6 protein-coding genes are annotated in these 16,621 nt (G+C 46.5%); 4 read left to right on the forward strand and 2 right to left on the reverse strand.

What is annotated here, in order from left to right:
* Window positions 1-416 precede the first annotated feature (416 nt).
* Window positions 417-2,411, forward strand: a complete 1,995-nt coding sequence (locus QUA33_RS03455) for a bifunctional serine/threonine-protein kinase/formylglycine-generating enzyme family protein (RefSeq protein WP_333146496.1) — start codon at window positions 417-419, stop codon at window positions 2,409-2,411.
* A gap of 163 nt (window positions 2,412-2,574) precedes the next feature.
* On the opposite strand, the gene QUA33_RS03460 is transcribed toward QUA33_RS03455, so the two are convergent.
* Window positions 2,575-4,353, reverse strand: a complete 1,779-nt coding sequence (locus QUA33_RS03460) for a DMT family transporter (protein WP_333146498.1) — start codon at window positions 4,351-4,353, stop codon at window positions 2,575-2,577.
* A gap of 538 nt (window positions 4,354-4,891) precedes the next feature.
* Here QUA33_RS03460 and QUA33_RS03465 point away from each other — a divergent pair.
* Both QUA33_RS03465 and QUA33_RS03470 read left to right on the forward strand, forming a co-directional pair.
* Window positions 4,892-8,227: a non-ribosomal peptide synthetase gene (locus QUA33_RS03465; protein ID WP_445243218.1), complete on the forward strand. Its 3,336-nt coding sequence runs from the start codon at window positions 4,892-4,894 to the stop codon at window positions 8,225-8,227.
* A 555-nt stretch (window positions 8,228-8,782) separates the two neighbouring features.
* Entirely contained in the window at window positions 8,783-10,219 is a 1,437-nt protein-coding gene (locus tag QUA33_RS03470) for a PepSY domain-containing protein (protein WP_333146502.1), read from the forward strand.
* 156 nt (window positions 10,220-10,375) lie between these two features.
* Here the strand turns inward: QUA33_RS03470 and QUA33_RS03475 are convergent, their stop codons facing one another.
* The gene (locus tag QUA33_RS03475) at window positions 10,376-11,485 is read right to left on the reverse strand and encodes an alpha/beta hydrolase (protein ID WP_333146504.1); all 1,110 of its coding nucleotides are present in this window, start codon (window positions 11,483-11,485) and stop codon (window positions 10,376-10,378) included.
* Window positions 11,486-11,639: 154 nt separating this feature from the next.
* Here QUA33_RS03475 and QUA33_RS03480 point away from each other — a divergent pair, with 154 nt between their 5' ends.
* Entirely contained in the window at window positions 11,640-16,511 is a 4,872-nt protein-coding gene (locus QUA33_RS03480; protein ID WP_333146506.1) for an amino acid adenylation domain-containing protein, read from the forward strand.
* Window positions 16,512-16,621 lie beyond the last annotated feature (110 nt).

The raw sequence follows: 16,621 nt of genomic DNA on the forward strand, positions 1-16,621 counted from the left end.
CTATACTGGCCCCTGTAAAGCAATTACCAAGATCCCCAGACGAATATCGGCGGTAAGGGATGAGAATTAAATAAAATCCACTTTTCATGACTGTTGTGGGATGGGCGTCCCGCCTGCCCAGAAAGGACGGGCGGGACGCCCATCCCACAAGAAAAAAGGGAAATTATTTAATTGACGATCCTAAGCGGGTTGCTAAAATCGGTCGATCGCGCTGGCATTTTTGGCCCTCAAATCGCTTTCTTTGGATTAATTGACGTTTTAAATTCTGCCTTCTACTTTCTCCTTTGGGGCGACAGAAGCGGCGGGTAATGCCCTCCCTACCGTCAATTGTCAATAACCAATTATTAATTGTTAGTATTCCATAAGGGCGCCAAAAAGATATATCATAACCTTAACCGGATCATTTCTTCCCAGATATGTTCTACTGTTCTAATCCCACGTGTTCTCATCCTTTCAATCCCGACAACTCTAAATTTTGTCAAAGTTGCGGATCGCAAGGCCTCACGCCTCTCTTTAGAAACCGCTACCGCGTGATTCGACTTTTGGGCGAAGGGGGATTTGGCAGAACTTATGAAGCGGTAGATACGGATCGCATTGACGATCCCTGCGTAATTAAGCAGTTTGTACCCCAATTTCAAGGAACCTCAGCACTTGAAAAAGCCGCACAATTGTTTAAAGAAGAAGCGAAACGACTTTACGAACTCGGCGAACATCCCCAAATTCCTCGATTAATTGCTTATTTTGAACAAGACAAGCGACTTTATTTAGTACAAGAGTTGATTGAGGGACAAACTTTACTAGCAGAATTAACTCAGCAGGGTGTTTTTAGCGAAGAAAAAATTTGGCAGTTACTGGCAGATATTTTGCCGATTTTGAAATTTGTGCACGATCGCCAGGTCATTCACCGAGACATCAAACTTGAGAATATCATGCGGCGCCGCACCTCTGTTAACTCCTCCCTGCCAAAGGCGGGAAATTTTCGGAATTCAGCTTTCCGAAGGGGAGGGCGGGGAGAGTTAGTTTTGATAGATTTCGGCATTTCCAAACAAGTGACGGGCTCCCTGATGAGCAAAGTAGGCACGACGGTAGGAACGCCCGGATATTCGCCGATAGAACAAATGCGCGGTCAAGTTTTCCCCGGAAGCGATTTGTACAGTTTGGGAATAACTTGCCTGAGACTGCTAACTCAATGCTTGCCAAAAATTGACGGTTCCGATGACCTTTATGACCCGATCAACGGCGGCTGGATTTGGAGAGAACGGTTGCCAGCCGGCACAAAAGTCAGCAGCGAGTTGGCAAATGTTTTAGACAAATTAATTCAAGATTATCTCAAAAATAGATATCAATCTGCTGATGAAGTAATCAAAGCTTTAAATCTCTATTCTTTACCTCCCCAACCCCATTGTGCCAATGGAGGACAACTTGCTCTAAATTCTTTTCGGACAAAGGGAGGACAACTTGCCATCAATACCCCGCTCAATCAAAGCGGGCAAATCAACAGCAATATCTCTGTCAATAGCAGAGGAAAATTCCGCACCAATCCGCCTCATAACAAGGCATTGCAGAGAATTGCCGCGGTCAAAAGCACTTTTGAATTTCAGGTGGTGACAGTAGACAAGCGCGGAAAGCCAACTAATGTTAACATTGGCAAAGCGCGTTTTTTTGAAGAACATCTTGGTAGCAGTACAGTGCTGGAAATGGTATCTGTTCCTGGCGGTACTTTCCTCATGGGTTCCCCAAAAAATCGGGGTGACAGCGACGAAAAACCCCAGCATCCAGTCACTTTAGCATCTTTCTATATTGGCAAATTTCCAGTCACTCAGGCCCAGTGGACAGAAGTTGCAGCGCTGCCGGAAATTAAAATATTTCTCAATCCCGATGCTGCCCGTTTTAAAGGTGCAAATCGACCTGTAGAAAATGTATCTTGGTACGAGGCTGTGGAGTTTTGCGATCGACTTTCTCGCAAAACTGGTCATAATTATTGCTTGCCTAGCGAAGCCCAATGGGAATATGCTTGCCGGGGAGAAACTATGACACCGTTTCACTTTGGGGAAACGATTACCAGCGACTTAGCAAATTACAACGGAAGTTCTAATTACGCTGAAGCGCCGAAGGGAATTTATCGCTTTCAAACGACAGATGTTGGCAGTTTTAAACCTAATGCTTTCGGATTGTACGATTTCCACGGAAATGTTTGGGAATGGTGCGCGGATTCTTGGCACAATAATTATAACGGTGCGCCTGCTGATGGTAGCGTTTGGGAGTCTGACGGGGACTCATCGCTGAGGTTGTTGCGGGGGGGTTCTTGGAACGATCATCCTCCGAATTGTCGCAGCGCGTGTCGCCTCAGATATCAGCCGGATTGCAAGGCTAGTATTGTGGGTTTTCGAGTGGTTCTTTCTGTTGTTTAGACTCCAATTGTAGGCATTCCTTCTCCTATCTTGAAATGCCTCTACGGTTTCCCTATTAATCAAAGATTTATGCAATAAGCCTATCGATCTTGTCTCGCCATGCAGAAACCCGGTTTCTTGAAGAAACCGGGTTTGGGAATGGACGAGCGCCCAAATTGAAGCCTTAACTAGCCTTCTTCTGAGGAGCCATTATGCGTTCCACACTCATAGCAGCCACGCTCAACGTCACCACAGCCATGCCGAGAATTGCCACAGGCTGCAACTTCTCATTGATAATTAGAAACCCGAAGAGTGCGGTCATTGCCGGCCCCAAAGTGCCAATTACTGACGCTAAGGCGGCCCCCGCAAAGCGGATGGCAAAATTATTCAAAAGATAGCTAAACAGCGTCAGCACCCCTAAAACAACGCCTCCCACAATCAAACCAGGCCAAACATTTTGGTCGATTTTAGGAGCAAAATTGTCCGACAGCGGCACCCACAAACTCAGGGCGGAAAATACAAAAATTGCGGCGAAATTAACTAAACTAAAAGGAATTGGGTGCAACTTGCCCGCGGCCATTTGGGTCAGCAATACGTAACCTGCAAAGGTAATCCCAGAAGCCAGTGCAGCCGTGACTCCCACCCCGACATTGCCACCGCCTGGAGCTGGGGCCGCAAAACTCGGCCACCCAGCTAAAATCAAACCTGCGGTAATCCCGACTATCGCCAAAAAGCCGACTGTGCTGGGACGAGAGCCAAACAAGATCCAAGAACCCAGTACGGTGACGATCGGGTAAATAAAGAAAATCGTAATCGCAATCCCGGCTGGAATATTGCCGATCGCCAAATAAATCAAAACCTGAGACAAAAACAGAAAAAATGCGCTTCCTAAAACTTTACTCCACAAAGCTCGATCGCCCGACTGGAACAACCGCCTAATATCTTTCCACACAGAAGGATACAGAAATGTCGCCAATATCGGCATCAAAGCCATCACCACGATCAGCCGCATCAACAAAATCAACAAAGAGTTTCCAAAACCTGGAGTCACCACCCCCGGAAATTCAAACAACCCAAAAACCATCCGAGGATTTTTGCTTTTAATCAGAATTCTCAAACAAACATTAAATAGCGACAATACCACCGCCGAAGACAAAGCCAGCACCAAACCTGTCTGCACTTGAGAAGCTACTTTAGCGGGTGCCGTCGGTGGCGCTGAAGAAGGCTGTGGCACGGGTTCTCGCGGCGTTTCCACAGGTGTTGGCTGCAGAAGTTGCGGGCGGACAGAATTAACAGAATTAGTTGATTCCTCGACATAGGAATCTTGAGCATCGAAAGGATTCTCAAGATATTCTTCTTCTTCTTCGAGTTCTTCCCTGATGCGGTTTACGAGATTTTGTAACAGCTCTTCCCCTTGCAGTTCCAGGGTTTTCATGTTGTTGAGCCGCACGGAAAGCTCGCTTTCGTAACTGGTTAAATCTTGTTCCAGCATCTGGAAACTGCGATCGATCCTTTCATCCAGCGCCGCCAGCAACTGCGAGGCCCGTTCGTCGTAGTTGCTCGGCGGCAGGGGTATCGGGAACTCGCCGCTGGGAATCGGGCTGCTGAGAGAATTTCCCGAGTTAGCGCTGAGTTCGTTGAACCGCTGCACCAACAAATCCTGCAAATTGTGAGCCAAAACTTGAGCCAACTGCTTCAGCCACAATTGCTGCTGCTGAATGTATCGTCCAGACAGAGATTCCATTTGCTGAGACTGCAATTTGCGATATTGCTCCCGGAGGTCTTCAATATCTTCAATCAGGTGATTTTTTTCAGTTTGCAGCCGAGTAATGTCTTGATTTAACTGGCCTTTGACATTTTGATGCAAAGCGTCCAGTTCTTGCATTACTGAGTGGAGAACTTCTTCTGCTGATTGTGCATCCTCTGGCTCGTCCTTTGACGAGTATACGTTCCGCTGCGCCATTAGCCTATAACCTCTAATTTAAACTGCACGTTCAGTGTTCTTAAGTATTGTGACAAATCAGGTCGCAATTTCTAGTGATTGGCTCTAAAAGATTGCGGACACTGTTGAATCAATAGTAGTCGCTAAGCTACAAATGTGAGAAAATTGCGTGAAGCAAAGCTATCCGGTAGGGAATCGCCCCAAGAACACTTTGTGCAATTAGAAATCATACTACAGCATGACCTCTCCACGGATTGCTCCAGGTAATTCTCGCATCTAACTCACCCAATTGCACCCCAATCACAAGCCTAAGATCCCGTTCCGCGACTAAATTTGATTGGGGGGTCGCACTCCTAGCCCCTCAATGGATAACTTGATGCTGCGGCCAGAAATCCGGTTTCTTTTGCCCGCCTTTCTGCCGCACTCCCGCACCCAGGTTTATGATTTTAACAGTTCCGATCTTTTGCTCGCGAAAGGTTTAAGAGGCGATCGCACCCTGAAAAAGCCACCCCCGCGCCATCCAAAAATTAACACATCTCATCCCCCAAGAGCAACAGATATGGCCTCCGAAATTTATGACAATTCCTTTACAAAGGATATAGAAAAACTGAATATTTGCTCAGAAGGCGAAGTCTTTGTCTTTCCCGCCTCATTTGCCCAGCAGCGCTTGTGGTTTCTCGACCAATTCGCACCGGAAAACCCTTTCTATAATGTAGTAACAGCACTGCGCTTAACTGGTGCTCTCAACTTAACAGCATTAGAGCAAACCTTCAACGAAATAGTGCAGCGGCACGAAACTTTGCGAACCACTTTTGCGACGGTATCAGGGCAACCAGTACAGATAATCTCTCCCGCTTTCAAGACTAATTTACAACTATTAGACTTGCAAGATTTGCCGCCAGAACAACGCCACACAGAAGCAAAAAAACTCTCCGCAGCAGAATCTCTTCGCCCTTTCAATTTATCCACCGGGCCGCTGATGCGAGTCACCATCCTGCGGCTGGCAGAGACCGAGCATATTCTCTTGCTAAATATGCACCACATAGCCTCCGATGATTGGTCGATCGGTGTGCTAATTAGAGAAGTGGAGGCTATCTATACAGCTTTGATAAATCAACAGCCATCTCCCCTGCCAGAATTATCACTTCAATATGCCGACTTTGCCGAGTGGCAGCGCGAATGGCTGCAAGGTGAAGTATTAGAAACTCAGCTAGCTTATTGGCGGCAGCAATTGCACGGGATTTCTGTGTTAAATTTGCCCACAGATCGCCCTGCACCAGCTAGGCAAAATTATCGGGGAAAAACTCAATATTTAGAACTGCCGAAAAAGCTTAAAAACGCACTTTTAGCGCTCTCGCAGCGAGAAGGAGCGACTTTATTTATGACAGTGCTCGCAGCATTTCAAACTTTGCTTTACCGTTACTCGCAGCAAGAAGATATTGTGGTAGGTTCGCCGATCGCCAATCGCAACCGCAGCGAAATAGAAGCATTAATCGGTTTTTTTGTCAATACTTTAGTGCTGCGAACAGACTGCTCGGGAAACCCGACATTTCGAGATTTTTTGGGCCGGGTGCGGGAAGTAACCCTGGGAGCTTACGCTCACCAAGATGTGCCTTTTGAGAAGCTCGTCGAGGAATTGCACCCAGAGCGATCGTTGAATCGCCACCCGCTGTTTCAGGTGGTATTCGGACTGCAAAATGCGCCGCTGGACGAGCTAGAATTGCCAGGATTAAAGTTGAGTTCTTTTCATTTGGAGACTCAAACAACGCGCTTTGATTTAGAGCTGTATTTGTGGGAAGCTTCCGATAATTTTAGGAGCACATACGGCGAAGAGTGGGAAGATGCGGAAGGGCTCAGAGGCTTAGCTGTGTACAATACAGATTTATTTGATGAAGTTACGATCGCCCGAATGCTGAGGCATTTTAAAACGCTGCTGGAAAGCCTTGTAGCTAATCCACAACAAAGAATCGCTAACTTACCTTTATTGAGCGAGGATGAAGTGAATCAATTATTCAGAGAATGGAACGATACTCGGACAGATTATCCTCAAAATAAGTGCATTCATCAGTTGTTTGAAGAGCGAGTCCAGCAGCATCTGGAGGAGGTCGCCCTAACTTTCGAGGGCCAGCACCTGACTTACAGAGAACTCAACAGTCGCAGCAACCAACTGGCGCGCTACCTACAAAAACTGGGCGTGGGGGCGGAGGTTTTAGTGGGGCTTTGTGCAGAACGATCGATCGACCTAATTGTCGGGATGTTGGCTGTACTGAAAGCGGGAGGGGCTTACCTACCGTTAGATCCGAGCTATCCGCGCGATCGGCTAAACTTGATGCTGGAAGATGCTCGAGTTAAAGTCTTGCTAATTCAGGATAAATTGATAGAGAATTTCGGAGACTTCTCAAACTCGGTGATTTACTTCGATCGCGACTGGGAACACATAGCCAAAGAAAGCGCCGAAAATCCCGCCAACACCGTAACAGCAGACAACCTAGCTTACGTTATTTACACATCGGGATCTACAGGAAAACCCAAGGGAGTTGCTGTCACCCACAAAGCAGTAAATCGGCTGGTACTCAATACAAATTATATAAAAATAGAACCTACCGATAAAATTGCCCAAGCATCAAATGCTTCATTCGATGCAGCCACATTCGAGATTTGGGGAGCCTTGCTTAACGGCGCTCAACTCGCGGGAATTAGCACAAATATTACCCTTTCGCCTCACGACTTAGCTTTAGAACTGCGCCAACAAGGTATCACCGTCTTGTTTTTAACAACTGCCTTATTTCAACAAATTGCTAGAGTTTTACCGCAAGCTTTTAATTCGCTGCGCTGCTTGCTGTTTGGCGGAGAAGCGGTCGATATGAGATGGGTTAAAAAAGTTTTAAAAGAAAATCCAACTACTCAATTAATTCACGTTTACGGGCCTACAGAAAATACCGCATTTTCGGCTTATTATTGCGTGCAACACGTACCCGAAACCGCAACATCTATCCCCATCGGCCGCCCGATCGCCAACACGCAAATTTATCTCCTCGATGCGGATTTGCAGCCGGTGGCGATCGGTGTTATAGGTCAATTGTACGTCGGCGGTGACGGATTGGCGAAAGGCTACCTCAACCAGCCTGATTTAACTGCTGCTGCATTCATTCCTAATCCTTTTAGCAATAAATCTGGTTCTAGCCTTTATAAAACAGGTGATTTAGGTCGCTATTTAGCTGACGGCAACATCGAGTTTTTAGGTCGCATTGATGACCAAGTAAAAATTCGCGGCTACCGCATCGAATTGGGAGAAATTGAAGCGGCTTTGTGCCAGCATCCACAAGTGCGCGAAGCAGTAGTAATTGTGAGAGAAGACATCCCAGACGATAAACATTTGGTAGCTTATGTTATTCCTGACGGCATTAAGGAAAAATCAGAAACTCACAATCTAAAATCAAGTGAATTGCGCCAATTTTTGAAAGAAAAGTTACCAGGATATATGGTTCCTGCAACTTATGCAGTTTTGGATAATATGCCACTGACGCCTAATGGCAAAGTAGACCGCCGCGCTTTGCCTGAGATAGATACAGACAGCGATGATCTAACAGAAAATTATGTAGCGCCTCGGACTGAACTCGAAAATGCGATCGGGAAAATTTGGGCTAAAGTTTTGGGAAAACAGCAGGTTAGTATCTACGATAATTTCTTTGAACTAGGCGGGCATTCCCTGCTAGCAACTCAGTTGATTTCTCGCATCCGAGACGCTTTGCAAGTCGAGTTATCGGTCAGCAATTTATTTGAGGCTCCGACTGTGGCGAGTCTGGCAAAATACATTGAAACAATGCGTTGGGCCGCGAAAGGTTTGGATACTCCCAGAACCGACGAAAATGAGCGAGAAGATGTGGAATTTTAAGGCCTTACATAATTGCGGGATTTTTGATTTTTTTGTGGGATGACCGTCCAAAAGTGGGGAGCATCTCACTTTTGCACCATTCTCAAGAACGGGCCGAAGAGCCCGTTCCACAAAGGATAAATTTTCTTGTGGAACAGGCATCTTGCCTGTTCATAAAAGCCTTATTGAGAAGGGTGCAACATCTCAGGAGCATCTCACTTTTGCAGGCAAGCTAGAAATCTAAGTTTTGAGGCAGGAGGCAGGAGGAAAGAGGAAGAAGGAAGGAGCCAGAAGAAGAGTTTTTACAAATATGAGATGCTCCCGGATGACAACCATCCTCAAACCCTGATGGAGTAAAGATTGAGCATCGCTTATGCTAAAAAAAGATAGGCAGCCTTAACTGAACGGTATTGCAATATACTGGTCTTTAGTTACTTTCCCTGTTGAATAAATCTTCATCAGGATTACTGACGGCTAAAAACTTCAGAAGCAGCAACTCTGTTTAACAGCCTGTCTTTTGACATTTTCCTACTGGTGTATCATAATAATTTTTTCTCGATATTTTGGCAAACGACAATGAATAAATTGAACAGCGTTTTGAACCCTTCACTGGTTGCTGAACCTCCCAGTAATCGTTTTTATCGCACCGTTTGGCGATGGCACTTTTATGCAGGCTTGTTTGTTATTCCTTTCATGCTGATTTTGTCAATCACAGGCATCATTTACCTGTTTAAACCGCAATTAGATGCTGCGATGTATCAGCAGAATATGTTTGTGCAGCCTGCGGATGTGGTGATGCCTTATACTCAACAGGTGGCAGTTGTTCAACGAACTTATCCTGATGCCAAAGTAACAAAATTTACGCCGAGCGTTGCGTCTAATCGCAGTGCTGAAGTGACGATCGCGACTCAAGATGAAAGAACACTAGCCGTTTTCGTGAATCCTTATACGGCTAAGATTTTAGGCGATCGCGATGAAAATAATAATCTCCAAGCGATCGCACGCAAGATTCACGGCGAACTGATGATCGGAAAATTGGGAGATTATTTAGTAGAGCTTGCTTCCTGTTGGGGACTGATTTTGCTAATTACCGGATTATATTTATGGTTGCCTCGCGGCAAAGTAAATTTTTTAGGAACATTAATTCCGCGTGTGTGGAGCCAGAACAAGCGGGTATTTTGGCGGGACTTACACGCCGTTTCGGGATTTTATGGCGTATTGCTAATTGGCTTTCTCATCATTAGTGGACTACCCTGGACAGGTTTTTGGGGAGATACCTTCGCTCGTTTGTCGAGTCACTATCCTGCACAAATGTGGGATAACCTGCCTCAATCGACAACACTCACAGGCTCACTCAATCAACAGGGCAATCTAATTGTGCCTTGGGCAGTAGAGCAATTACCAATTCCCAAATCTAGTAAGCCTGGAGAGGAGCATCATTCAGGACACAAGGAAATTATCAAGGAAACTCCTGCTGGTACGTCCGTAAATCTAGATTCTGTTGTAACTTTAGCCCAAGCAAAAGGCGCACCCCCTGGATTTAGTGTTAGTTTTCCAGAATCGCAAACGGGTGTGTACACGGTTTCGGCATTTCCCAATAATCCGGCGCAAGAAGTCACTCTGCACATCGATCGATACAGTGGCAAAGTGTTAGCAGATGTGCGGTGGAAGGATTACGGGTTAATACCCAAAGCCGTAGAAATGGGAATTTCCATTCACATGGGCAAATATTTTGGATTGAGCAATCAACTGCTGATGTTGTTTGCAGCGTTAATTGTAATTGTGCTTTCAGTCAGTGGTACGGTGATGTGGTGGCAGCGTCGTCCGAAAGGGGCGGGTTGGCTCGGTGCGCCTGCAATGCCCACCCATGTTCAGGGATGGAAAGTGCCAGTCGCAATCGTTGCTGTTTTAGGGATTGCGTTCCCGCTTGTAGGACTTTCACTCGTCACCGTTCTGCTGTTGGATTATTTCGTTTTGGCTCGTATTCCTGCCCTCAAGCGCATTTTCAGTTAAATGTGGGAGGGTAACAAAGAGGTCTAGGAACTAGACCCAATCAGTGCGTAGGTTGGGCCCGGAGGGAACGAACCCTCCGTTTCACTCCGCCCAACATTTTCGCTACCATTTTCCTTAACCCAAGCGTATTGAAATATGGTGCGCCTAGTACGCCGATTACACTATTTCAGTGCAGAATGCCCTAACAGCTTCTGCAAACTGCTGGTTATGTTCCATTAATGCCATGTGTCCTCCTTTCTGTATAGTAACTAGCTCTGCTTGAGGTAATTCTGCTTTCATTCGCAGGCTAGCTGGGGGCGTAGTGGCGATATCTGAATCGCCGCAGATCACCAACACTGGAATGTCAATCGATCGCAAAGTTTTTGTTTCATCATATTTGAGCATTCCCAGTGTGCCGCGAGCGAGAACGCCGGGAGAACCCAAGGCTGATAAGAAAGCTGAAAACTCTAATTGACCGCGCGTTTCAGTGCCTTTAAATCCCGATAATTCTACACTGATGTGCAGTGAACCATTGAGATAGCTCAGCCAAGTCATTCCCCACATAATGGGTTCAAGAGCTATGGTGAGATAGAGGATAGGTTGGAGCAGCGGCTTCTGCAAAGCACGTAATAAACCGCTAAAAATAGCGGTTTTGACGGGATTAGTATAAGTCGTATCTACCAGAATTAAACCAGCTACTCGACTACCGAGAAGTTCTGGAAAAAGCCGACTGAATGTTAGAGTAATCATGCCGCCGATGCTGTGTCCGAGTAGGATAACAGGTTTAGTTCCTGCTATGGCAATGACGGCTTCGAGATCGCGGGCAAATTTTTCTAGGGAGTAGTCGCTGTTTTTTGGTCGAGTGGATTTTCCTAAACCTGGAAGATCCCAAACAATCACTCGGAAGCGATCGCTTAGTTGCCGTTTCGCGTAATACCAAACCATACTGTTGGGCCCCCAACCATGGGAGAGGATAATCGGCTGTCCGTCCTCTGGGCCGTAGAATTCTACTTGTAAAATAGTGCCATCAGGTCTCTCTACCCGCTGCACCGTACCCGTCCGCGTCGGCTTCGGTTCGTCAGCACCGGGGCGGCGGAACAGCGGCAAACTGATAAAGCGGCCGCCAACAGACCAAAGAAGCATCAAGACTCCGCTGATTAAGTAGGAAATCCCTACAAGTGCGCCGATGTACCATTCGTAAATAATGTATATACCTCCGCCAAGTACCCCGACGGACAGCAGTCCCAGCAGCCATAGGAACAGGAAATTGAAGGGCATGAACGGCATAAGCTGAAACCTTGGGTAGGATTTTGGTTGCGGATTCAAACAGAATCATACTCAGGTTAGGCCACATTAAGCAAGCGGTAAGTTAAGCTCTTAACTTGTGCGCTGGTGGAATTTCTTTGATTGATTTGCCCAAGTAATGACAGGATGACTCAAAATGCCCGCTCCAAAAATATCGAGTTCATCGCCAAATGCCAGAGATTCTGTCACGGTTGAGTTAGTTGAGTTTTTATCTTACCTTCGCAGTCTAGATATTAATGTTTTTGTTGAGGGCGAGATCCTGCGCTGCAACGCTCCCGAAGGAATTATTACACCAGAACTTCGCGCCGAAATTTCTCATAAAAAAGCCGAAATTATTTCATTTTTAAAAGCAGCTAATCGTAATTCTAGTTTCACTCCGGCACCGATTGTTCCGATGGGGCGGGACGGAAATCTACCGCTTTCCTTTGCACAGCAGCGCTTGTGGTTTCTCGACCAATTAGTCCCGAACAATCCCTTCTATAATGTTCCCGCAGCATTGCGTTTGACAGGTTCGCTCAATTTGAGGGCGCTGCAACAAACCTTCAATGAAATTGTGCGCCGCCACGAAGCTTTACGCACGACCTTAGCAGTAGTTTCGGGGCAACCTGTTCAGAGAATAGCTGCTGCTTTCCACCTCCCGATTAATGTAGTGGACTTGCGGAATTTGCCAAAGGAATCTCGACAAACTGAAGCAAACAGGCTCACCGCTGAGGAAGCTCAACGCTCTTTCAATTTATCCAATGACTTGTTGCTGCGAGTCACATTGTTGCAGTTAGATGATGCCGAATATTTACTAATGCTGAATATGCACCACATTGTCTCCGATGGCTGGTCTATCGGAGTGCTTATTCAGGAATTAGGCGCACTTTACACGGCATTTGCTAGCGAAAAACCTTCGCCTTTACCGGCTTTGTCGATCCAGTATGCTGATTTTGCAAAATGGCAGCGCGAATGGCTGCAAGGGGAAGTTTTAGAAACGCAGCTTGCTTACTGGCGGCAGCAGTTAAACGGCATTTCTATGCTAAATTTGCCTGCGGATCGCCCCAGGCCAGCAATTCAAAGTTACCGAGGCAAAAGGCAATTTTTGCAACTGCCAAAACAACTGAGCGAGGCTTTAGAAACGTTGAGCCAGCACGAAGGAGTGACGCTGTTTATGACAATGCTGGCAGCTTTTAAAACGTTGCTTTACCATTACGCCCAGCAAGAAGATATTGTTGTAGGTTCGCCGATCGCCAATCGCAACCGCAGTGAAATTGAAGCACTAATCGGTTTTTTTGTCAACAGTTTGGTGCTGCGTACAGATTTGTCGGGAAATCCAACTTTTCGGGAACTTTTAAACCGAGTCAAAGAGGTAGCATTAGGAGCTTACGCTCACCAAGATTTGCCGTTTGAGAAGTTAGTAGAAGAACTGCACCCCGATCGCGCGTTGAACCAAAATCCCTTATTTCAGGTGGCGTTTGCGCTGCAAAACGCGCCGGGGAATCGGTTAGAATTGCCAGAATTAACACTCAGCCCGCAGCAGTTAGATGTGGGTACAGCGCGGTTTGATTTGGAGTTTCATTTGTGGGAGCGATCGCCCAACAGTTCGGGAAGCAACCAATCGCCCAGCAATAAGCTGTGGGTTGATAGCTCAGAGGGCATCAGCGGCATGGTTATTTACAGCGCCGATTTATTTGATGAAGCTACGATTGCGCGCCTGATCGGGCATTTTCAAACTCTGTTAGAAAGCATTGTGGCAAATCCCGAACAGCGAATTGCCAACTTGCAATATTTGAGCGCCCAAGAGCGCTATCAGTTGTTAGTTGAATGCAACAATACTCAGGCGGATTATCCGCAAGATTTGTGCATCCATCAGCTATTTGAAATGCAGGCAGATCGGACACCGGATGCGGTGGCGCTGGTATTTGGAGAGGAGCGAGTCACCTACCAGCAGCTCAATCTCCGCAGCAACCAACTAGCACGTTATTTGCAAAAAATTGGGGTTGGGGCAGAAGTTTTAGTGGGGCTTTGCTGCGGGCGATCGCTCGATCTGATTGTGGGGATGTTGGGTATCCTGAAAGCGGGAGGAGCTTACCTAATTTTAGATCCGAGCTATCCTGCTGAGCGATCGAGCTTTATGCTAAAAGATGCTCAATTATCTGTTGTGTTAACTCAGCAGCAATGGATAGAGAATTTGCGCTCGCCCAATTTACAGATAGTTTGTTTAGACACAGACTGGGAGATGATTTCCCAAGAAATCGCCGACAATCCCACCAGCGCAGTCACAGCCGAAAATCTGGTTTACGCGATTTACACCTCCGGTTCCACGGGAAAGCCGAAAGGAGTGGAAATTGAGCACGGGAGCTTGTTAAATCTCGTTTTTTGGCATCAAAGAGAGTTTGGGGTGTCAGCGGGCGATCGGGCAACGCAAATTGCTGCGATCGGCTTTGATGCTTCCGGGTGGGAAATTTGGCCTTATCTCGCCGCCGGATCTAGCATCTACTTTCCAGAAGATGACATCAGGCGAGATCCTGAAAAACTGCAAAACTGGTTAGTATCAAACGCCATTACAATTAGCTTTTTGCCAACACCTTTAGCCGAGAAAGTTTTGCTATTAGATTGGCCTCAAAATACAGCGTTGCGAATCTTGCTCGCAGGCGGCGAAAAACTGCAACAACATCCTTTAAAATCCCATCCATTTAAGCTAGTAAATAATTACGGCCCAACCGAGAACACCGTCGTCACAACTTCCGGTTATATTCCTGTAACAGAGCAAACAGACATCGCCCCGACAATTGGCCGCCCCATTGCTAACACTCAAATCTACATATTAGACAAATATTTGCAGCCGGTGGCGATCGGGGTTTTTGGCGAATTGTACATCGGCGGAAACGGACTCGCTCGCGGCTACCTCAACCGCCCAGATTTAACCGCACAAAGCTTTATTTCCAATCCTTTTAAACCAAATTCAGGAGAGCGAGTTTACAAAACCGGCGACTTAGTGCGCTACAGAGCCGATCGCAGCCTTGAATTTTTAGGACGCATTGACGAACAAGTAAAAATTCGCGGTTTCCGCATCGAATTAGGAGAAATCGAGACACTATTAACTCAACATCCCGCCGTGCAGCAAACTGTAGCAATAGCTTCGGAAGATGGACAGGGAGATAAACGTTTAGTAGCTTATATTGCCCTGAATGCAGAATATAGCAGTACCAGCGAAAAAAGCCAAATAATGCAATTGCAGGACGAACAGGTTTTGCAGTGGCAAATGCTCTACAATGAAACTTACAATCAACCTGCTGTTGAGTCAGATCCAACCTTTAATATTGTCGGCTGGAATAGCAGCTATACTAATCAGCCAATCCCAGCAGAACAGATACGCGACTGGGCGAAAAATCAAGCCGCCCAAATTTTAGCTTTGCAGCCTAGCCGAGTGTTAGAAATTGGCTGCGGCACAGGTTTGTTGCTGTTCCAAATTGCGCCTCGCTGCACTCAATATTGCGGAACCGACTTTTCACCTATTTCGCTCAACTATATTCAGCAGCACTTGGCAAACCAACAGTTAGCTAATGTAACGCTGCTTCAGAAAATGGCGACTGATTTTGAAGGAGTAGAGACAGCAGCTTTTGACGCAGTAATTCTCAACTCTGTCGTGCAATATTTCCCGAATATCGACTATCTCGTGCAGGTGCTAGAAGGTGCGGTGAAAGCAACTGCCCCCGGCGGCTTTATATTCATCGGAGATGTCCGCAGCTTGCCATTGCTGGCAGCTTTTCACGCTTCGGTACAACTGTATCAAGCCGAACCTTCTCTCGCGGGCGAACAGTTGCAGCAGCGAGTACAAATGCAAATTTTTCAAGAAACAGAGTTAGTTATTGCACCAGAGTTTTTTAGCGCATTAAAGCACCGCTTTCCACAGATTGGCGGCGTAGAGATTCAATTAATTCGCGGTAGCTATCGCAATGAGTTAACTGATTTTCGGTACAATGCTATTCTGCATATTGCGTCGGTAACAGATCCCCCCAACCCCCCTTATGAAGGGGGGCTAAGAAGTGTCTCTAACTTTTATGACAAAACAGAGCTTCTGAACCCCCCTTATGAAGGGGGGCAGGGGAGATCAAAACGGCTGGATTGGTTGGATGAAAATCAGAATCTGACTGTTACCAAGGTGCAACAAATATTATTGCAAAATCAACTCGATGTTTTAAGAATTGCTAATGTGCCTAATGCGCGGGTAACGGCAGCAGTTAAGGCGGCAGAGTTGCTGTCTGTTGTCGATAAATTTACAACAGCAGGTCAGTTGCAGAAAGCCGTGGAAAAAGTCGAGGATTTAGGAGTCGATCCCGAAGCGTGGTATGCTTTGGAAGTTCCGTATAATGTTAATATTAGTTGGTCTAATTCCGACAGTCAAGGGCGCTACGATGTAGTGTTTGCACGGGGCGAAACCAGAGATTTTGTGCGAGAAACCCGAAGCGATAACTTGCGTCCTTGGCGCTCTTATGCTAACAATCCCTTACAAGGTAAAGTAGCACGGAAATTAGTGCCACAGTTGCAGGCTTATCTAGCAGAAAAACTGCCGGAATATATGGTTCCGTCGGCTTTTGTGGTGCTGGAGTCGCTACCTGTGACGGCTAACGGAAAGGTCGATCGCCTCGCTTTGCCTGTACCGGAGCCGATTAAGTTAGAATGGGCTGGCGGTTATGTTGCGCCTCATACTTCTATTGAGGAAGTTTTAGTGAAAATTTGGGCTGAGGTTTTGGGGATAAAGCGAGTGGGTATCCGGGACAATTTCTTTGAATTGGGAGGCCATTCGCTGCTGGCGACTCAGCTTGTTTCTAGAGTGCGAGATGCTTTCGGGGTAGAGTTGCCTTTGCGCCGGGTTTTTGAAGCACCGACAATTGCCGAATTGTCTAAGATTGTTGAGAATTTAAAAGATAAGAATGCTACAAGTGGGGCTCCGGCTTTAGTGGCGATTTCGCGCGATAGTCGGCGGAGGAAGCTATCGTCTTTTAATGGACCTATTGCATAATTTTTTGATTGGTAGAGCAACCGCAGATGAAGGGCAGATTAACGCTGATAAACGCAGATAATTTTAAGATGGTTTTTGATTTTGGTAAGATGTAGACTTGAGAAAGTAAA

Origin of the sequence: Microcoleus sp. Pol14D4, assembly GCF_036701245.1 — a bacterium.
Lineage (GTDB): Bacteria > Cyanobacteriota > Cyanobacteriia > Cyanobacteriales > Microcoleaceae > Microcoleus.

Excerpts from the sequence above, each read along its gene's own strand:
- QUA33_RS03480 (WP_333146506.1), top strand. The coding sequence starts at position 11,640 with ATGCCCGCTCCAAAAATATCGAGTTCATCGCCAAATGCCAGAGATTCT.
- QUA33_RS03460 (WP_333146498.1), bottom strand. The coding sequence starts at position 4,353 with ATGGCGCAGCGGAACGTATACTCGTCAAAGGACGAGCCAGAGGATGCA.
- QUA33_RS03470 (WP_333146502.1), top strand. The coding sequence starts at position 8,783 with ATGAATAAATTGAACAGCGTTTTGAACCCTTCACTGGTTGCTGAACCT.
- QUA33_RS03475 (WP_333146504.1), bottom strand. The coding sequence starts at position 11,485 with ATGCCGTTCATGCCCTTCAATTTCCTGTTCCTATGGCTGCTGGGACTG.
- QUA33_RS03455 (WP_333146496.1), top strand. The coding sequence starts at position 417 with ATGTTCTACTGTTCTAATCCCACGTGTTCTCATCCTTTCAATCCCGAC.
- QUA33_RS03465 (WP_445243218.1), top strand. The coding sequence starts at position 4,892 with ATGGCCTCCGAAATTTATGACAATTCCTTTACAAAGGATATAGAAAAA.